Annotated in this window: 22 protein-coding genes; 6 read left to right on the top strand and 16 right to left on the bottom strand. The window is 63.6% G+C overall.

All coding sequences use genetic code 11. From position 1 onward, the window contains the following. Nucleotides 1–63 precede the first annotated feature (63 nt). The 6 genes from AC0L3C_RS17335 to AC0L3C_RS17310 form a co-directional block, all read right to left on the bottom strand. Nucleotides 64–504, bottom strand: a complete 441-nt coding sequence (locus AC0L3C_RS17335; protein ID WP_473263568.1) for a DUF1801 domain-containing protein — start codon at nt 502–504, stop codon at nt 64–66. 2 nt (nt 505–506) lie between these two features. Beyond that, nucleotides 507–725 carry a hypothetical protein gene (locus tag AC0L3C_RS17330; protein WP_473408554.1) on the bottom strand — a complete coding sequence of 73 codons (219 nt, stop codon included), beginning with the start codon at nt 723–725 and terminating at the stop codon, nt 507–509. A 44-nt stretch (nt 726–769) separates the two neighbouring features. Next, entirely contained in the window at nt 770–1,201 is a 432-nt protein-coding gene (locus tag AC0L3C_RS17325) for an SRPBCC family protein (RefSeq protein ID WP_473279339.1), read from the bottom strand. Beyond that, a complete protein-coding gene (locus tag AC0L3C_RS17320) occupies nt 1,198–1,524 on the bottom strand; it encodes an ArsR/SmtB family transcription factor (protein ID WP_473279338.1) in 327 nt (108 codons plus the stop codon). Before AC0L3C_RS17320 ends, AC0L3C_RS17325 begins: the two co-directional genes overlap by 4 nt. A 244-nt stretch (nt 1,525–1,768) precedes the next feature. After that, a complete protein-coding gene (locus AC0L3C_RS17315) occupies nt 1,769–2,230 on the bottom strand; it encodes a DsrE family protein (protein ID WP_473408553.1) in 462 nt (153 codons plus the stop codon). 31 nt (nt 2,231–2,261) lie between these two features. After that, a complete protein-coding gene (locus AC0L3C_RS17310) occupies nt 2,262–2,882 on the bottom strand; it encodes a hypothetical protein (protein ID WP_473279336.1) in 621 nt (206 codons plus the stop codon). Nucleotides 2,883–3,185: 303 nt separating this feature from the next. Between AC0L3C_RS17310 and AC0L3C_RS17305 the strand changes: the two genes are divergently transcribed. Together AC0L3C_RS17305 and AC0L3C_RS17300 are read left to right on the top strand one after the other, a co-directional pair. Further along, complete coding sequence (locus AC0L3C_RS17305) at nt 3,186–4,724, top strand: SUMF1/EgtB/PvdO family nonheme iron enzyme (protein WP_473408552.1); 1,539 nt, start codon at nt 3,186–3,188, stop codon at nt 4,722–4,724. Nucleotides 4,725–4,741: 17 nt separating this feature from the next. Next, nucleotides 4,742–5,185: a DUF4399 domain-containing protein gene (locus AC0L3C_RS17300; protein WP_473408551.1), complete on the top strand. Its 444-nt coding sequence runs from the start codon at nt 4,742–4,744 to the stop codon at nt 5,183–5,185. A gap of 4 nt (nt 5,186–5,189) precedes the next feature. On the opposite strand, the gene AC0L3C_RS17295 is transcribed toward AC0L3C_RS17300, so the two are convergent. From AC0L3C_RS17295 to pqqA, 10 genes are all read right to left on the bottom strand, one after another. Next, on the bottom strand, nt 5,190–6,245 hold the full coding sequence (locus tag AC0L3C_RS17295; protein WP_473263056.1) for a 2-oxoacid:ferredoxin oxidoreductase subunit beta: 1,056 nt from the start codon (nt 6,243–6,245) through the stop codon (nt 5,190–5,192). A 166-nt stretch (nt 6,246–6,411) separates the two neighbouring features. Continuing rightward, nucleotides 6,412–8,259, bottom strand: a complete 1,848-nt coding sequence (locus tag AC0L3C_RS17290) for a 2-oxoacid:acceptor oxidoreductase subunit alpha (protein ID WP_473348020.1) — start codon at nt 8,257–8,259, stop codon at nt 6,412–6,414. Continuing rightward, nucleotides 8,229–10,028: an FAD-dependent oxidoreductase gene (locus AC0L3C_RS17285; protein ID WP_473408550.1), complete on the bottom strand. Its 1,800-nt coding sequence runs from the start codon at nt 10,026–10,028 to the stop codon at nt 8,229–8,231. The genes AC0L3C_RS17290 and AC0L3C_RS17285 overlap by 31 nt, the downstream gene beginning before the upstream one ends. Nucleotides 10,029–10,261: 233 nt before the next feature. Next, nucleotides 10,262–10,939 (bottom strand): hypothetical protein, encoded by a 678-nt coding sequence (locus tag AC0L3C_RS17280; RefSeq protein WP_473408549.1) that lies wholly within the window; start codon nt 10,937–10,939, stop codon nt 10,262–10,264. A gap of 15 nt (nt 10,940–10,954) precedes the next feature. Beyond that, nucleotides 10,955–11,941 (bottom strand): prolyl aminopeptidase, encoded by a 987-nt coding sequence (gene pip, locus AC0L3C_RS17275; protein ID WP_473408548.1) that lies wholly within the window; start codon nt 11,939–11,941, stop codon nt 10,955–10,957. After that, nucleotides 11,938–13,131 carry a pyrroloquinoline quinone biosynthesis protein PqqE gene (gene pqqE / locus AC0L3C_RS17270; protein ID WP_473279329.1) on the bottom strand — a complete coding sequence of 398 codons (1,194 nt, stop codon included), beginning with the start codon at nt 13,129–13,131 and terminating at the stop codon, nt 11,938–11,940. Before pqqE ends, pip begins: the two co-directional genes overlap by 4 nt. Continuing rightward, nucleotides 13,128–13,439: a pyrroloquinoline quinone biosynthesis peptide chaperone PqqD gene (pqqD, locus tag AC0L3C_RS17265; protein WP_275169259.1), complete on the bottom strand. Its 312-nt coding sequence runs from the start codon at nt 13,437–13,439 to the stop codon at nt 13,128–13,130. The genes pqqE and pqqD overlap by 4 nt, the downstream gene beginning before the upstream one ends. Nucleotides 13,440–13,449: 10 nt before the next feature. After that, complete coding sequence (gene pqqC, locus AC0L3C_RS17260) at nt 13,450–14,241, bottom strand: pyrroloquinoline-quinone synthase PqqC (protein ID WP_473408547.1); 792 nt, start codon at nt 14,239–14,241, stop codon at nt 13,450–13,452. After that, on the bottom strand, nt 14,238–15,167 hold the full coding sequence (gene pqqB / locus AC0L3C_RS17255) for a pyrroloquinoline quinone biosynthesis protein PqqB (protein ID WP_473408546.1): 930 nt from the start codon (nt 15,165–15,167) through the stop codon (nt 14,238–14,240). The genes pqqC and pqqB overlap by 4 nt, the downstream gene beginning before the upstream one ends. Nucleotides 15,168–15,281: 114 nt before the next feature. Further along, the gene (pqqA, locus tag AC0L3C_RS17250; protein ID WP_007595659.1) at nt 15,282–15,362 is read right to left on the bottom strand and encodes a pyrroloquinoline quinone precursor peptide PqqA; all 81 of its coding nucleotides are present in this window, start codon (nt 15,360–15,362) and stop codon (nt 15,282–15,284) included. Between the two features lie 250 nt (nt 15,363–15,612). On the opposite strand from pqqA, the gene AC0L3C_RS17245 reads away from it, so the two are divergent. The 4 genes from AC0L3C_RS17245 (at nt 15,613) to AC0L3C_RS17230 (ending at nt 18,214) form a co-directional block, all read left to right on the top strand. Further along, nucleotides 15,613–15,870: a DUF6894 family protein gene (locus AC0L3C_RS17245; RefSeq protein ID WP_007613759.1), complete on the top strand. Its 258-nt coding sequence runs from the start codon at nt 15,613–15,615 to the stop codon at nt 15,868–15,870. A 210-nt stretch (nt 15,871–16,080) separates the two neighbouring features. After that, complete coding sequence (locus AC0L3C_RS17240; protein ID WP_473408545.1) at nt 16,081–17,481, top strand: amidase family protein; 1,401 nt, start codon at nt 16,081–16,083, stop codon at nt 17,479–17,481. A 2-nt stretch (nt 17,482–17,483) separates the two neighbouring features. Continuing rightward, nucleotides 17,484–17,960, top strand: a complete 477-nt coding sequence (locus tag AC0L3C_RS17235; RefSeq protein ID WP_473408544.1) for a glutathione peroxidase — start codon at nt 17,484–17,486, stop codon at nt 17,958–17,960. Continuing rightward, nucleotides 17,957–18,214: a DUF3297 family protein gene (locus tag AC0L3C_RS17230; RefSeq protein WP_007613756.1), complete on the top strand. Its 258-nt coding sequence runs from the start codon at nt 17,957–17,959 to the stop codon at nt 18,212–18,214. Before AC0L3C_RS17235 ends, AC0L3C_RS17230 begins: the two co-directional genes overlap by 4 nt. Nucleotides 18,215–18,309 lie beyond the last annotated feature (95 nt).

Here is an 18,309-nt window from a genome sequence, read left to right as displayed (position 1 = left end):
CTAGTGGAACACTCTCTCCGTTCCCTCCCCCCCAGGGGGGGAGGGAACGGAGAGAGTGTTCCACTAGCGCTTTCCAGCCCGCTTCTTCCTGGCCTTGGACGCGTTCAGCTCCACGGCCGCGCGGATCAGCGCCTTCAATGCCTTCTCGTTGATCTTCTCACCTTCGCGAATATCGATCGCGCGGCGCACGTTGCCGTCGAGGCTCGAGTTGAACAGGCCGGCGGGATCGTCCAGCGCCGCGCCCTTGGCAAAGGTCATCTTCACCACGGCCTTGTAGGTCTCGCCGGTACAGATGATGCCGTCGTGCTCCCACACGGGAACGCCGCGCCATTTCCATTCCTCGACGATTTCAGGATCGGCCTCCTTGATCAGGCGGCGGATTCGCCCGAGCATCTCGCCGCGCCAGTCGCCGAGCTCCTTGATCCTGCCGTCGATCATCCTGGAGGGCGAAGCGCCATCCGTTTTCGTCGCGCTGCTGTTTTTCGCGGTCGCGGCCTTCTTCATGTTCACGCCTCTTGTCGGGCGCCGCGGCGGCGGCCGATATAGGGCAGCGCGAACATATAGAGCCCGGTCGCAAGCAATGGGATCAATGGGACGAACGCGAGCAAGCCGATCCACGTCGCCTGGACTTGCAGCGTCAGGGCGACGATGTTGGCGATGACGGCGAGCGTGAAAGCGATCGACAACCAGCGATGGATCTGCCGAATCCACATATTTCCGGTCAATGAAACCTCCTCTTGAGATGATCGAATGAAGGCCGGCGGCCGAGCTAATCTGCCCGCGCCAGCAGTTCGTCCAGCTTGGCGAGAAACTGCTTCCAGCCGGCATGCGCACCGCCAAAGGCCTGCTTCTGCGTCGGGCTGAAGCCCGCTTGCTCGACGCGCAGATGCGTGCCTGCGCCCGTCGGGGTCAGTGTGAAGGTCACGACGCTCTTGAGATCGAACGCCGCGTCCTCATGCGAGAAATTCCAGGTGTAGGCGAGCGTCTTCTGCGGCTCGATGGTGAGGACCTCGCAGTCCAGCACGCCGCCCCACTCGCCGCGAAGGTTGAAGCGGTGGCCCACGTTCGGCTTGAAGTCGTTCTTCATCAGCCATTCCTCGATCAAATGCGGCTGCGTCAGCGCGCGCCAGATCCGCTCGGCGGGAAAGGCAAATTCGCGTTCGACGACGACAGATCGGGTTTCGGCCGCGGATTCGTTCATTGGTCCATCCTCTTCAGGAGATCGTCGAGCGCGTCGAGCCGGTTCTGCCAGAATCCGGCCATCTGGCTGGTCCAGTCGATCAACGGATTGAGCGCGCCGGGCTGGGCGCTGTAATGCGTCTGCCGCCCTTGATGCCGGTCCCGCACGAGGCCAGCCTGCTTCAGCGCGCCGAGATGTTTCGAGACCGCCGGCTGGGACACGCCCGACAGTGCTGTCAGTGCCCCGACCGTCTGTTCGCCCTCGCGGCACAATCGCTCGAAGATCGCCCGACGCGTGGGGTCGGCGAGCGTCCTGAACAAAAGGTCGTGGGCGGTGGCGGGCATATATCCATAACCTGTAAGTTATGGATGCATTCATAACCGTGGAGTTATGGGTAAGTCAAGTGGGAAGCGGATTGGTGTGGGAAGTGATCCCGCAAACTCCTCTTACCTCTCCCGCTTGCGGGAGAGGTCGGCGCGCAGCGCCGGGTGAGGGCTCTCTCCACTTGGGGGTTCTCGATTGCTGAGACACCCTCTCCCCGACCCTCCCCCGCAAGCCGGGGAGGGAGCGCACCACTTTCGCTGCTACCTACGGCCGCAGATAGAGATAGCCCTGCGACTGGAGCTCGGCCAAACGGACCACGCCGCCCTTCTCCGCGCTGACGAAGCCCGGCAGGAGATCCGCGAGCGTGACGTTCTGCGCCTTCATCGTGTTGCCGCAGGCGGCAAGCTCCACGCCATCCTTGGAGAAGTCGCCGACGCGCTTGCTGATGTCAGGATTGGCCTGCGCCGAATGAAACGCCTTCAGCGCCGGTCCGTGGATCACCAGCGCAATCGTCACATGCTCGGGGCCGCCGACGCCTTCGATATGGTTCTGGATGTTGCCGAGGACGAAGTTGACCTTCTCGGCATCGCTCAGATGATAGACCACCTTCAGCTTGTTGCCCGTGCCGGCGTCCGTCGCGGCCTCGGTCGCGCCGTTGGCGCTGGAGGCGCCAAGCGCCGCGCCCATGCCTGAGATGGCGCTCCACAAGATGTTCCGGCGGTTCATGACGATCTCCCCCGATTGCGCCGGACACATATCATTTGTGGCGGAGCGCGGCGAGTTCCTTGCGGTCGGTCACGAGCGAGGCGCATTCCTTGTTGTCCGTTCGATCTAGGCGGAAAATCCCGTCATCGGCCCCGGCGACCAGTGACAGTTCGGCATCCTCATCCGGCTTGTTGTTCTGCCAGACCCTGACTCGCGCCAGCCGCACGATCGCCGATTTGTCGTCCTTCGAGAGCGCAACGCCGATGCCGCCGCCCTCGCAGTCGACGCCGCAACCGAGGCGGATTTCGGTGCCGTCCTTGGTGATCACGGCGTGATGACAGGAGCCGCTGGAGTCGAAATCGCCGGAGCGGTGACGATATCTGAATCCCAGGCGGAAGGAGTTGTGGAGCTGCTTGTCTTCCCCGTCCAATTCCGCCGAGATCAGCAGCTTCATCGAAGCGACCTTCTGCTTCGGATGGCGCGCCAGATGCTCGGCATCGTAGCGCCGCACGAAGCAGGCATAGGCCTTGTTGTTGGGTGAGCCGGCATACATGCGCGCGTTGAAGGTCTCGGCTTCGGCCTTGCTGGCCTCGCGGATATCGTCGGCCTCCTCAGCATGAGCGGTGCCCCCGACCGCGGCAAGGAAGACGGCAGCAACGAGAAAAAGCTTCATGATGGCCTCGCGTGCAGCAGCTGAGCTGTACGCTGTAGACGCGGCCCGGGTGCGACGCGTTCAACGTCCGCACATCTGACCGGATCATCGCAGGCGCAGCGAGGTGATCAGTTCCACGCCGGGCTTTAGTCATCGGTGGGGTCATGAAGGTTCATTCGACGTGACGCCTTCGCCTTTCGGAACCTGACACCCTGCGGTTCTTACGACATTACCCGACGTCATCGATGTGATAGCCTTCACAGACGATCGCCTCTGGCGGTCGTAGGCTGGGGCCTGCCTTGTAAGTTTGTGGAGTCCCCCGCAATGGGCGAAATTCGCAACTTCAGATCCGGGAATGACGAGCCGCCTTCACACGGCCCTATGCCTCGTCGTCTCGCGGCCATCATTGTCGGTGACATCGCGTCCTACAGCCGCCTGATGCAGGCCGACGAGGAGGGCACGCACGTCCGCGTCAAGCGGATCGAGCGGGATCTCATCCAGCCCAGCATCGTCGAGCACCACGGAAGTCTGGTGAAGACGACGGGCGATGGCTTCATCGCGATTTTCGACAGTCCGGTCGAGGCCGTGCGATGCAGCATCGTCATCCAGCAGAATCTCATCGGCCGCAACGCCTCGCTTCCGAAGGAGACCCGGATCGAGTACCGGATTGGTGTCAATCTCGGTGACGTCATCGTGGAGCCGGATGACGTCTACGGCGATGGTGTCAACATCGCGACGCGCATCGAGGGCATCGCCGAGCCAGGCCAGGTCTTTATCTCCGGCGCGATTTACGAGCAGATCAAGCACAAGGTCGTGTGCGGTTACGAGTCGCTCGGTGATCGCAAAGTCAAGAACATCACCGATCCCGTGCGCGTCTATAAAGTGCTGCCGGATGCAGACGCGGTCGGCAGGACGCGGGGGCGGCGCGAGAATGCTCTGATCTTTCTCCTGGGTATCACGCTGTCGGTGATGGCCGCCGGCGTGCTGTGGTATCTGCTGGCTCAGACGCCGGGCAGGGTGAGCGAGCAGGCTGCCGTCACTACCGTTTCTCCTGCCGCATCGCCAAGCCCGCAGCCTCCGCCGCGCGAAGCGGCGCCGCAGACGCCGCAGCCTTCTCCCTCCTCGGCTTCGTCATCTCCGTCGCCCGCTGCCGCGCCAAGTCAATCGGCAAGTCAATCGCCAATCCCCGTCCGCGAACCCGAGATGGTCGCCATTCGAGGCGGCAGCTTTGCGATGGGCAGCAACGACGACCCGACCGAGCGTCCCGTCCATCAGGTGACGGTCAAGCCGTTCTCGATCGGCAAATATCCGGTGACCGTGCAGGAATGGAACGAGTGCGCCGCTGCAAAGGCGTGCGGCTTCACGGCCATCGGCAAGGACGATGCGCCGGTCGGCAATGTGAGCTGGACCGACGCGCAGCAATATGCGGCCTATCTCGCTCAGGCAACGAAGAAGACCTATCGGCTTCCGAGCGAAGCCGAATGGGAATATGCCGCGCGGGGCGGAACGCAGACCAAATATTGGTGGGGCGACAAGCTGCAGCCGGGCATGGCCGGTTGCAAGGATTGCGGTGATCTCGCGGCCGAGCAGCCCGCGAAGGTCGGCAGCTTCAGGCCTAATCCGTTCGGGCTCCACGACATGGGCGGCGGTGTCGATCAATGGGTCGAGGACTGCTGGCACAAGACCTATCAGGGCGCGCCCACCGACGGCTCGGCATGGAGCAGCGGGGACTGCAGCGCTCATGTCCTGCGCTCGGGCTCCTGGAAGAACGATTCGAGATATGTGCGGCCGTCCAACCGCGACGGCTACGACACAAATGTTCGTTATCCGACGCACGGATTCCGCGTGGCGCTCAGTCCTTAAGTGGTGGAGTTGGTTTGATGCAGATCCTTCGTTGCGCCGCACTGGCGGCGGCGCTCGCATTGCTCCCGGGGGCAGCCTTTTCGCAAGGCAAGACCGCTCCCAAGGACGCAAAGCTCTATTTCATCACCCCGCATGACGGCCAGAAGGTCCGCGGCGGATTCTGGGTCCGGTTCGGCTTGCGCAACATGGGAGTGACCCATGCAGGCGACGAGTATCAGAACGCCGGCCATCATCATTTGCTGATCGACGTCAACGACCCGATCGATCCCAAGGAGCCGATCCTGCAGGACAAGTCGCATCTGCATTTCGGGGCAGGGCAGACCGAAACGCTGCTCGAGCTTCCGCCCGGGACGCATACGCTTCAACTCGTGCTGGGCGATGCCAAGCACTATCCGTTCGAGCCGCCCATCGTCTCGGAGAAGATCACCATACGCGTCCGGCAGCCGGCCGCGGCGCGGTAGGCGATCACCGCAGGCTGGCGTTGAACTTGTCCAGCAGCGCCGAGCCCGGGCAGAGCGTGTCCGCTTCCAGCGTGTTGAGCGGCGTATCGACCGTGTTGAGATGCTCGTGCAGATCTTCCGCGTCGGGATCGACGTAGAGCAGGCCGGTGACGATCTGTCCCTTTGCGGCGTGCTTTTGCAGGAAGGTCTGGGCGCCGAGCCGGTCGTGCGGATCGTAGTCGGCGTCGATCTTGCGCAGCGCGATCCTGCTGCCGTCATGTTGTTCGACCATTTGCACCGTGCCCGGTGCGTAGTCCACCGCAATCGGATCGCGGCCGACCAGCACGTCGAGCCGGTTCACCGCGTCATTGTGCTCGCGGACATAATCGAAGCTCTTGGTCGAGCCGGCGTGGTTGTTGAAGGCGATGCAGGGGCTGATGACGTCGATGAACGATGCGCCCTTGTGGCGGATCGCGGCCGCGATCAACGGCACGAGCTGGGTCTTGTCGCCGGAGAACGAGCGCGCGACAAAAGTCGCCCCCAACTGCAGCGCGATCGCGACGAGGTCGATGGCGTTGTCGGTGTTGGTAATGCCCTTCTTGGACTTCGAGCCGCGGTCGGCGGTCGCCGAGAACTGGCCCTTGGTCAGGCCGTAGACGCCGTTGTTCTCGACGATATAGGTCATGTTGACGCCGCGCCGGATCGAATGCGCGAACTGGCCGAAGCCGATCGAGGCGGAATCGCCGTCCCCGGAGACACCGAGATAGATCAGGTCGCGATTGGCAAGATTGGCGCCGGTCAGCACGCTGGGCATGCGGCCGTGCACGGAGTTGAAGCCGTGCGAATTGCCGAGGAAATAGTCCGGCGTCTTGGACGAACAGCCGATGCCCGAGATCTTGGCGACCCGGTGCGGCTCGATCGAAAGCTCATAGCAGGCCTCGATGATCGAGGCCGTGATCGAGTCGTGGCCGCAGCCGGCGCACAGCGTCGAGATCTTGCCCTCGTAGTCGCGATGGGTGTAGCCGAGCTCGTTCTTCTTGAGGCCCGGATGGTGGAATTTCGGCTTTGCAATGTAGGTCATGCGAGCACCTGCAATCCCAGCCGCGTCATGGCCGGGCTTGACCCGGCCATCCACGTCTTGGCCAGGAAGAAGAAAGGCGTGGATGCCCGGGCATAGGCGAGCGGAAGCGACGCCGTCCTTCGGACGGCTATGCCCGGGCATGACGAAGGAAAGAGTAAAGCGTAGGTCATGACACGGCCTTGCGGAGCGGGGTCACCTTGAGGTGATCCTGGTGGTCGCCAATGGCTTTTGCGATGAAACGGGCGGTGATCGGCGAACCGTCGTAGTGCACGATCGGCACCAGCCGCACCGGGTCGATGCCGTTCTCGTTGACGATGAGCTGGCGCAGCTGGCTGTCGCGGTTCTGCTCGACCACGTAGACGAAATCGTGCTCGGCGAGGAAGCTCGCCACGCTGGAGTGGAACGGGAAGGCGCGGATGCGCAGGCGATCGAGCTGATGGCCTCGTGCCTCCAACAATCCGATCGCCTCGTCCATCGCCGGTGTTGTCGAGCCGAAATAGATCACGCCGTATTTGGTTGGCCGTTCCGCATTGGCCTGGAGGGGCCGCGGCACCAGATCCTGCGCGGTCTCGAACTTGCGCATGAGCCGCTGCATGTTGTCGGCGTAGACCGAGCCTTCCTCGGAGTAACGCGCATAGCGGTCACGTGACGTGCCGCGGGTAAAAAAGGAGCCCTTGGTCGGATGCGTGCCGGGATAGGTTCGGTACGGGATGCCGTCGCCGTCGACGTCGAGATAGCGGCCGAAGTCGCGGCCTTCGTCCAGCATCTCCGCGGTCATCACCTTGCCGCGGTCATATTGCTTGGAATCGTCCCATTTCAGCGGACGGCAGAGCCGGTGGTTCATGCCGATGTCGAGGTCCAGCATCAGGAAGATCGTGGTCTGGAGCCGCTCGGCGAGATCGAAAGCCGCAGCCGCGAACTCGAACGCCTCGGCGGGATCTTCCGGGAACAGCAGCACATGCTTGGTGTCGCCATGCGAAGCATAGGCGCAGGCGATGATGTCGCATTGCTGGGTACGGGTCGGCATGCCGGTCGAGGGACCGGCGCGCTGGATGTTCATGATCACGGCCGGGATTTCGGCGAAATACGACAGGCCAATGAACTCGGTCATTAGCGAGATGCCGGGGCCGGAGGTCGCGGTGAAGGCGCGTGCGCCGTTCCAGGAGGCGCCGATCACGATGCCGATCGAAGCCAGCTCGTCCTCGCCCTGCACGATGGCGTATTTCGCCTTGCCGGTTTCCGGATCGTGCCGGTACTTCTTGCAATGCGCGGTGAAAGCCTCCGCCACCGACGAGGACGGCGTGATCGGATACCAGGCGCACACTGTGGCGCCGCCATAGACGGCGCCGAGCGCGGCGGCGCTGTTGCCCTCGATGAAGATGCGGTCGCCGACCTTGTCGGACTTCTTTACCCGAAGCCCGGTCGGGCATTTCAAATTCTGCAGCGCCCAGTCGCGGCCGAGATGCAGCGCGTGGACGTTGGACGAGAGCAGCTTCTCCTTGCCCTTGTACTGCTCGCCGATCAGCTGCTCGATCAGCTTCGGGTCCATGTCGAGCAGCGCCGAGAGCGCGCCGAGATAGATGATGTTCTTGAACAGCTGGCGCTGGCGCGGATCGGTGTAGGTCGAGTTGGTGATCGCGGTCAGGGGGACGCCGATCACGGTGATGTCGTCGCGGAATTTCGTCGACGGCATCGGCTTGGTGGAATCGTAGAACAGATAGCCGCCGGGCTCGATGCCGGCGACGTCCTTGTCCCAGGTCTGCGGGTTCATCGCGACCATCATGTCGACGCCGCCGCGGGCGCCGAGATGGCCGTCTTCGGTCACCCGCACCTCGTACCAGGTCGGCAGGCCCTGGATGTTGGACGGGAAGATGTTACGGGGGCTCACCGGAACGCCATGGCGCAGGATCGCGCGCGCAAACATCTCGTTGGCGCTGGCCGAGCCCGATCCGTTGACGTTGGCGAAGCGGACGACGAAGTCGTTTACGCTGCTGATCGGCTTTTTGTCGGACATGTCGAACCCGCTTGAGTCATCTCGATCAAATATTTCTGCATGTCCCAGGCGCCGGTGGGACAACGCTCGGCGCACAGCCCGCAATGCAGGCAGACGTCCTCGTCCTTCACCATCACGCGCCCGGTCTTGAGATCAGAGGACACGTAGAGGTCCTGGTCGGGATGCAGTGACGGCGCCTTCAGGCGCTGGCGCAGATCGGTTTCATCGCCATTCTCCGTGAAGGTGATGCAATCCATCGGACAGATGTCGACGCAGGCATCGCACTCGATGCAGAGCGAGGTCGAGAACACGGTCTGGACGTCGCAGTTCAGGCAGCGATGGGCCTCGCCCAGCGCCAGCTTGACATCGTAGCCAAGCTCGACCTCGGTGCGGATGTCCTTCAGCGCGATCACCTTGTCGCGATGCGGCACCTTGTAGCGCTTGTCGTTGGAGATGTCGTTGTCATAGCTCCATTCGTGGATGCCCATCTTCTGCGAGGAGATGTGCACCTCCGGCAATGGCCGCTCGGTGACGTCCTCGCCCGAGAGCATTTTGTGGATCGACAGCGCGGCGTCATGGCCCTGCGCCACCGCCCAGATGATGTTCTTCGGCCCGAAGGCGGCGTCGCCGCCGAAGAACACTTTTGGATTGGTGGATACGAACGTCTTCGGATCGACCTTGGGCATGTGCCATTTGTCAAACTCGATGCCGCAGTCCTGCTCGATCCAGGGGAAGGCGTTCTCCTGGCCGACCGCGACCAGCACGTCGTCGCATTCGATGGTCTGGTCCGGCTCGCCCGAGGGCACGAGGTTGCGGCGGCCCTTGGCGTCGTATTCGGCCTTCACCTTCTGGAAGGTGATGCCGGTGAGTTTGCCGTTTTCGTGGACGAAGGCTGTGGGCACAAGGAAGTTGAGGATCGGGATGTCCTCGTGGAGCGCGTCTTCCTTCTCCCAGGGCGAGGCCTTCATTTCCTCGAAGCCGGAGCGCACGACGACCTTAACCTCTTCGCCGCCGAGGCGGCGCGCGGTGCGGCAGCAATCCATCGCGGTGTTGCCGCCGCCGAGTACGACGACGCGCTTGCCGATCTTGTCGGTATGGCCGAACGAGACGGAGGACAACCAGTCGATGCCAATATGGACGTTGGCGGCTGCTTCCTTGCGCCCGGGAATGTCGAGCTCGCGGCCGCGCGGTGCGCCGGAGCCGACGAAGATCGCGTCGTACTTCTCCGCGAGCAGCGCCTTCATGCTCGCGATGCGGTGGCCGCCCTTGAAGTCGACGCCGAGACCCAGGATGTAGCCGGTCTCTTCGTCGATGACTGAATCCGGAAGGCGGAATTTCGGGATCTGCGAGCGCATCATGCCGCCGGCTCGGGGATCGGCGTCGAACACGGTGCAGTGATAGCCGAGCGGCGCGAGATCGCGCGCCACCGTCAGCGAAGCGGGACCGCCGCCGACGAAGGCAACGCGCTTGCCGTTCTTGGCCGAGGGCCGCGGCAGGCGTTGCGTGATGTCATCCTTGAAGTCGGCGGCGACGCGCTTCAGGCGGCAGATCGCGACCGGGGTCTCCTCGACGCGTCCGCGGCGGCACGCCGGCTCACATGGACGATCGCAGGTGCGTCCCAGAATTCCGGGAAACACGTTCGATTTCCAGTTGATCATATAGGCGTCGCTGTAGCGGCCTTGAGCGATCAGTCGGATGTATTCGGGAACGGGAGTGTGCGCAGGACAGGCCCATTGGCAATCGACTACTTTGTGAAAGTAGTCGGGGGCCGCAATATCGGTCGGTTTCATTCCTACCCTGTCCGCGCAGGCTCAAAGACCCGGCGGCCTTTTCTTGAGCTTGCGAACGCTAACGCGCGGCGATCTGGTTTCTGAATGACGTCATTGGGTTAGCTTATTAGAACCGCTCCGAAGTACAACGGCAAATTTCGCGCTTCCCCTCTTTCATGGGAGCTACGCGCGCACAGCATTAACGGCCGTGCGCAATATGTGGCGGTGCAGCATGTTGCGATGCGTCCGACGGCTTAGTTGCGCGCGATGTCGCTCTTCGCGAGATCCCACATCAGCGCATAAGTGCCGACAGAGACGGGCAGTGGGAAGGGCGCTGCAGCAGGGCCGGTGAAGCGCGTGGCGATCACGGCCGAGACCGCGCCGACATGCGTGCCGTCGATCAGCACGAACCAGTCGCGCGCGCCTTCGTTGCGCACCGCCGGAATGTCCGCCGTCGCGCCCGACAATTCCGGTTCGCTCTCGAGCAGACGCATCGAGATGATGCCGTCGTGCTTGTCCGGCGCCAGCCGTTCTTGCAGTGCGTCACGCCACGCGGCTGCATTGTCCGGCGTCGGCCGCAGCCGGACCACGCCGAGCGCCGCGCCGCGGCCGGTCCCGTTGCTGATCGTGATGCGGGCGACCACGCGCAGCATGTCCTTGAAATGCGCCATGCTCCGTCGCGACCATTCGGTCTGATTGGCGAGCTGCGCCCGGTAGGCGGGACTGTCGAGCACGTCGAGCGTCGCGGTCGAATACAGCGAGAGATATTTGGGATTGGCGGCGTGCGCGACATAGCGCCGCGCCTCCAGAAAACCCTCGATCGCAACGCGCTCTTCCAGATGCTCGCGATCGTACCAGCGATTGAAATCGGCTTCATCAGAAACGTCGATATTCATCGACGTCAGCAGCATGCCTTTCCCGGCGAATGGCATTTTTTTGTTGTCCTGTTAGCGCGAGATCTTCGAAGCGATATCCGCGATCGACTTCATGACCGCGTCTCGCACGCCGGTATCATAGAGCGAATGGCCGGCTTCTTCCACGATACGAATCTCGGAACCCGGCCACGCTTTCGCTAGCTGCTCGGATGTCTCGGGAGGACACAACAGGTCGTAGCGTCCCTGGACGATAATGCCGGGAATGCCGTCGAGCTTGCCGGAGTTCCGCAACAACTGGTTCTCCGTCATGAAGCTGTCCTGGACGAAATAATGCGCCTCCATGAACGGCGTCGCCGGCAGTGTGCGCCACACGTTCAGCGACGCCAGGTCCAGCCGCGTTTTGGCCGCCTTGTGCTCCGACAAGGCGCGCTCGGTGTCGTGCCAGGCGCGCGATGCGGGTCCATGCACGGCCGGATCGGGATCGAGGATGCGGCGATAGTAGGCTTCCACCGGTCGCGCGCGCTCCTCGAGCGGCAGGACACTCAGAAAATCCTCGTAGAGCGCGGGGTAGAATTGCGACAGGCGCGAGGTGAAGGCGGTCTCGACTTCGGCACGCGTGCCGAGAAATGTCGCGCGGAGCGCAATCCCGGAGACGCGCGCGGGATGCGCCTGCGCATAGGCCAGCGCCAGCGTCGCGCCCCAGGATCCGCCGACCACCATCCAGCGCGCGACGCCGAATTTCTCGCGGATCTTTTCCATGTCCGCGATCAGATGCTGCGTGGTGTTGTGCGCGCGCGACCCCTTCGGCCGGCTGCGACCGCAGCCGCGCTGGTCGAACAGCACGGCGTGAAAACGATCGGGATCGAACAGCCGGCGATGGTCGGGCTGGCAGCCGCTGCCGGGGCCGCCATGCAGATAGACCGCGGGGATTCCGTCCGTGCGCCCGACGCTCTCGACATAGAGCTCGTGGCCGTCGCCGACGTCCAGCATTTCGGAGCTCAACGGCGCAAAGGGATCGGCGCGCTTGACCGAGCTGGCCGCGTCGGCGTCAGGCGTCATTCGCCGGATTCCAGAGTGCCGCCGGCGAAATTGCGATAGACGAAGCGGTTGGTGTCGCCCTCGGCCTCGCGCTCGGCCTGCTTGAAGATGGTCTCGTGCAGCGGCGACAGCGCACAGGCCGGATCGGTGTTGGCGGCGTCACCGGTCAGCGCAAAGGCCTGGCAGCGGCAGCCGCCGAAATCGATCTCGCGGAATTCGCAGGTCTTGCACGGCTCCTTCATCCAGCCGGTGCCGCGATAGCGGTTGAAGGCCTCGGAGTTCTGCCAGATCCAGGCGATCGAATGGTTGGAGCGTACCGATTCGAAGTCGAGCCCGGTAATGCTCTCGGCGGCGTGGCAGGGCAGCACCTTGCCGGCCGGCGAAATGTTGAAGAACTGCCGGCCCCAGCCGCCCATGCACTTCTTCGGCCGCAGCGCGTAGTAATCGGGCACGACATAGTCGATCGTGAGCCGGCCCTTCAGCCGCTCGCGCGCCTCCTCGACGATGCGGGTGCACTCGTCGAGCTGCGCCACTGTCGGCATCAAGGCGGCGCGGTTCTTCAGCGCCCAGCCGTAATATTGCACATTGGCGACCTCGAGCCGGTCGGCGTCGAGATCGACCGACATCTGGATGATATCAGGCAGCTGGTGCAGGTTCTGCCGGTGCATCACCGCATTCACGGTGAGCGGCAAATCGAGCTCGCGCGTCCATTTTGCCACTTCCAGCTTCTTGCGGTGCCCGTTTTTGTAACCGCCGACGCGATCGGCGAGGGCTTCTTCGACGCCCTGGAAGCTGATCTGCACATGACAGAGCCCGGCATCCGCAAGCTCGCTCAGCCGCTCGCGCGTCAGCAGCACGGCCGAGGTGATGAGATTGGTGTAGAGGCCGACATCGCTCGCATGCTTGACCAGCTCGACGAGGTCCTTGCGCGCGGTCGGCTCGCCGCCGGAGAAATGCACCTGGAGCACGCCGATCTCGGCGAGTTCGCTCAGGACTTTCTTCCATTCCTCGGTGGTCAGCTCCTTGCCCGAGCGGTCGAGCTCGACCGGGTTGGAGCAATAGGGACATTGCAGCGGGCAGCGATGGGTGATCTCGAGCAGCACGGCGAGCGGGATGCCGAACGTCTCCGCCGTCGAGCGGCTCTTCTCCAGCACCGCGAGGCTGTCGTTCGTGTCGGGCGGGATGGTGGGATTGCCGAGCACATCGCTCATGACGTCTTCTCCCGGGCCTCCGTGAGAAAGCCCTTGTCGGCGAGATCCTGCAGCATGACGATGACGTCGGCCAGGATCGCCTCGCGCGGCGCGGCGTATTTTGCCGCGAGCTGGTCGGACACTTCGCCGACATTGCGCTCGCCGTCGCAGAGCTGCAAGACCTCGACCGCGATCTCGTCGGGTGCCAGCACGCGTTCGGGCGCCAGGATCACCCAGACTTTTCGCGTCTCGTCATATTTCAGCTTGGCGTGCCGCGGCAGAACCGGCCGGCTGGTCTCGCTGACGCTGATGTGACGCGGCCCGGCCATCGCTTGTTCCTCAGCTCGCTTTTTGGTGTTCTTGGGGCACGAACGCGCCCGGCGGAATGTGGCCCTCGACATAGGCGTGTTGGAGCGCGTCGAGCTGCACCCAGAGCACGTTGGTCTTGAAGATCAGCGCGTTGCAGACGGACGCGCGTTGTTCGGGCGTGGTGGCATGCGCCTTGACATAGTCGAGCGCAAAGCCGGCATCGCGCGGCGCCTGCGCCAGCCGGCGCTTGAAGTAGCTCATGATGTCAGGGTTGACGAAGTCGTAGTGCTCCAGCATGCCGGCAATGCGCTCTTCGTGCAGGTTCGGCGCGAACAATTCGGTCAGCGAGGAGGCGATCGCTTCCAGTGGCGACTTCTCGCGGCAATAGTGCACATAGGCTTCCACCGCAAAGCGCGTCGCGGGCAGGATGCCCTCGGTCGATTCCACGTAAGCCGTGTCCAGCCCGAGGCCGTCGGTCAGCTTCAGCCAGCGCTCGATACCGCCTTCGGAGCCGATATCGCCGTCATGATCCTCGATGCGGTGGCGCCATTCCACGCGCGTGGCACGGTCGCGGAAGCGCGAGATCACCACCGCGTCCTTGATCGGGATGGTGCTCTGGTAATAGTAGCGGTTCAGCGCCCAGGCCTGGACCTGGCCCTTGTTCAGCTTGCCGCCGTGCAGCATCTTATGGAACGGATGCAGGCTGTGATAGCGCGTCGCACCGATATGGCGCAGCGCCGCCTCAAGCTCCTCGGCGCTAGTGAGCCTGATGTCCTTGCCCACCGAGAGCGCGGTCATTCCAGTCAGCGACGCGGCATTCACAGCACGATCTCCGTTCCGTCAGCGGGTATCTGCCAGCCCGCCGCTTCAGCGGCCTTGCGCTCGGGGGACGCGGGCAGCAGCGCCGGGTTCGAGTTATTGATATGCAGAAATATCTTCCTGTCGAGGGTGAGGTCGGCGAGCCGCGCGATGGCGCCGTGGTCGCCGGACATCGCGACATGGCCCATGCTCTTTCCGGTCTTGTGGCTAAGCCCGGCCTTGATCATCTCATCGTCCTGCCACACCGTGCCGTCGAAGAACACCAGCGCAGCGCCGTCGATCTCGGCCTTGAGCGCGTCGGTGACCTCGGCGCAGGCGGCGATGAAGTAGAAGCATTTGCCGGTCGCTTTGTCGCTGATCTTCAGCCCCAGCGTATCGCCCTCGCCGGTGTCGCCGCCGGGATGCGCCTTGCCTTCCAGGTACCAGGCCGATTTGCCCGAGACCGCGAAGGGCAGCACCTCAAGCCCTGAGCGCGCCCCGTCCGGCAGCCGCGGTTCGAACGGCTCGTTGATCTCGATCGGCTGGCGCTGCACGTTCTTCTCGTTCAGCACGTTGAAGATGCTGTTGGCCTTCAGGATCGCCAGCACCTTCTCATGCGCATAGACCGTGAAGGGCGAGCCCTCGCGCATCGACAGCAGGCCGGCGACCGCGTCCACTTCGCTGTTGGTCAGGATCACGCCTGCGATCGGTGTATGGCGTAGCGCGCCTGCCTTCGGATGCAGCTGCGGCGTGGCATTCAATTGCTGGCGGAGGTCGGGGGAGGCGTTGATCAAAAACCAGTGCTCGCCGTCGCCGCTGAAGGCGACCGAGGCTTGGGTCCGTTGCAGCTCTTGGCCGTTTTCACGGGCCGTCCGGCAGCCCCCGCAGCCGCAATTCCATTGCGGCACTCCGCCGCCGGCTGCGGCGCCCAGGACGACGACGCGAAGCATGATCCGTCTCCTGGAGATAGTGTCGCGAGGTGGACCTCACGCAAACACAAATCCTGTCTTCCGGACATGCATCGTGACCGAAAGATCCACCTGCGCAGAACGCAAACCAACCGCTTACTTGCGGGTGGCGCTCACATACATGTTGATTTCCATGCCACAGGGCACTTCGACGATCTTCGGGGCTTTCCAGGCCATTTCGGCTCTCCATTTTCGAGATTTCGGACGTATCCGCCCGGAGCTAAGTTACTGCGAGCACAAAAGTTCGCCAGTGAAATTTTCCCGAGCAAGGGCATATTGCGCCGCGAAAAAAGCGTCGGGAACAGTACTTTCTGGTGATGCGGCTCTGCGCTTGGGCGTATTCGGTCGCGAACCCTGTCCTGATAAAGCAGTTGTGAGTGCAGTGCAGCTTTCAATCCGGTACAGGCGACCCAACTGGAACTTCGTGATGCCCAGATATTTCTTCAACACCCGTATCGGCGACGAACTGATCGTGGATCCTGAGGGCGAGGATTTGCGCAATCCCGACCGTGCCTGGGAGGTTGCCCGCCAGATGATCCTGGAGGTGCTGCGATCGGAAGGCACCCAGCCGGCCCTGCTCGAGGCGGTCATTGAGGTCACCGACCGCGAAGGCGAGATCGTGCTCGAATTCCCCTTCACCGAGGCACTGCTGGACATCCCGGACCAGTCCGCGACGCGGCATTGAGGCCCCGACTTTCTCCCCGTCATTGCGAGGAGCCCTTGCGACGAAGCAATCCAGGCTGCTTCCCCGGAGGCAGTCTGGATTTGCTTCGCTTCGCTCGCAATGACGGAGAATGAGGCCTTACCCGGCATCCCCCGCCCTTCGCCCCTGCGAAATCCGCATGGCTTTGCCGCGTTCCCGGGGCTAAAAGACGCCGGTTAAACGGAGCAAGCCATGCAAGATCTCTGGCGCCTGTCGGCGGCCGACCTCGCCAACCTCGTCAAAACCAAGAAGGTCTCCGCCAGGGAGGCCGCGCAGGCCGGCCTGGCCCGGCTCGACGCCGTCAATCCCAGCCTCAACGCCGTGATCGACCACCGGCCGGAGGACGTGCTCAAGCAGGCGGATGCCGTCGATGCCGCCATCGCCAGGGGCGAGGACCCCGGCGTGCTCGCCGGCGTGCCCGTCACCATCAAGGCCAATGTCGACCAGGAGGGCTTTGCCACCACCAACGGCCTCAAGCTCCAGCGCGACCTGATCGCGCGCGAGGACAATCCGGTGGTCGCCAATTTCCGCAAAGCCGGCGCCGTTCTGCTTGGGCGCACCAATTGCCCGGCCTTCTCCTATCGCTGGTTCACCACCAATTTGGTCCATGGCGACACCAAGAACCCGCGCGACGCCTCGCTGACCCCGGGCGGCTCGTCCGGCGGCGCGGGTTCGGCGGTCGCGGCAGGCATTGGCCATATCGCCCATGGCACCGACATTGCCGGCTCGATCCGCTATCCCGCCTATGCCTGCGGCGTGCACGGTCTGCGCCCGACGCTCGGCCGCATCCCCGCCTTCAATCCGGCCCTGCCGGAGCGTCCGATCGGGCCTCAGATCATGGCGGTGTCGGGCCCGCTGGCGCGAACCGTCAACGACATCAGGATTTCGCTCGCGGCGATGTCGGCCCGCGACATCCGCGACCCCTGGTTCGTGCCCGCGCCGCTGGAAGGCCCCTCGCGTCCCAAGCGCGCCGCGCTCTGCCTCAATCCGGACGGCTTGGCCACAGCGCCCGAGGTGAAGGCCGCCGTCATCGACGCGGGCAAGCGGCTCGAGCGTGCCGGCTGGACCGTCGATACAATCGAGAACACCCCGCCGATGCGCGATGCCGTCGAATGGCAGATCAAGCTCTGGCTCGGCGACGGCTACGAGGCGCAACTGGAGATGGCCGAGCGTGAAGGCGATCCCGGCGCGCTGGCGTGCCTCAACGGCAACCGCGCCAGGGTCACGCCGATGGACCAGGCCAATTACGCCAAGGCATTGACCCGCCGCGCCACGCTGACCCGCGACTGGATGCTGTTCTTCGAGACCTATGCGGTGCTGCTGACACCGGTCTCCGGCGAATTGCCGTTCCCCGACCATCTCGACCGCAAGGACGATTCTTCCTTCAAGCGGGTCTGGGAAGCACAGCTGCCGCAGATCGCGATTCCCTTCATGGGGCTGCCTGGCCTCGTTGTCTCCACCGGCCTCGTCGGCAAGGCGCCGGTCGGCGTGCACATCGTGTCCGGCCGCTATCGCGAGGATCTTTGTCTGCTCGCGGGCGAGGCGATCGAGGCGGGCGGCGTGCCACCGTCGCCGATCGACCCCGTGGGTTAGCGATGTCGGTGATCTACGACTTCAAGGCCAACTCGCTTCTCGGCGAAGAAGTGCCCATGCGCAGCTTCGAGGGACAGGTGCTGCTGATCGTCAACACCGCGAGCAAATGCGGCTTCACGCCGCAATATCGTGGGCTGGAGGATCTGCATCGCGATCTCAATCCGCGCGGCTTCTCGGTGCTCGGCTTTCCCTGCAACCAGTTCGGTGCGCAGGAGCCTGGACAGGCGAGCGAGATCCAGGCGTTCTGCTCGACCAATTACGACGTCACCTTTCCCCTGTTCGAGAAGATCGACGTCAACGGCAGCAATGCGCATCCGTTGTATGAGTACCTGAAACGCCAGCAATCCGGCCTGCTGGGTGCCTCCATCAAATGGAATTTCACGAAATTCCTGGTGGACCGTACCGGCAAGGTGGTCGCGCGCCACGCGCCGACCGCCCGGCCCGAAGGATTGCGGCAGCAAATCGAGACCCTGTTATGAGCGAGACAATCATGAGCGACGAATTTCCGGACCGCCTCTCGGTCGATCCGAACAGCCCCTTTTACAATGCGGACATCCTCGCGCGGGACGTCGGCATCCGCTTCAAGGGTGTCGAGAAGACGAATGTCGAGGAATACTGCATCAGCGAAGGCTGGGTCCGCGTCACCGCAGGGAACGCCAAGGACCGCCACGGCAACCCGCTGACCATCAAGGTGCACGGCCCGGTCGAGCCGTATTTCAGGGATAAGAAGTGACGGCGAAGCCGTCATTCCGGGGCGCGCGATAGCGCGAACTATGGTGCGCAATTGCGCACCTGAGAATCTCGAGATTCCGGGTTCGATGCTGCGCA

Source organism: Bradyrhizobium sp. WSM4872 (assembly GCF_055811715.1).
The sequence above is the reverse complement of the archived record's forward strand: the minus strand, read 5'-3'. Positions and strand labels throughout refer to the sequence as shown.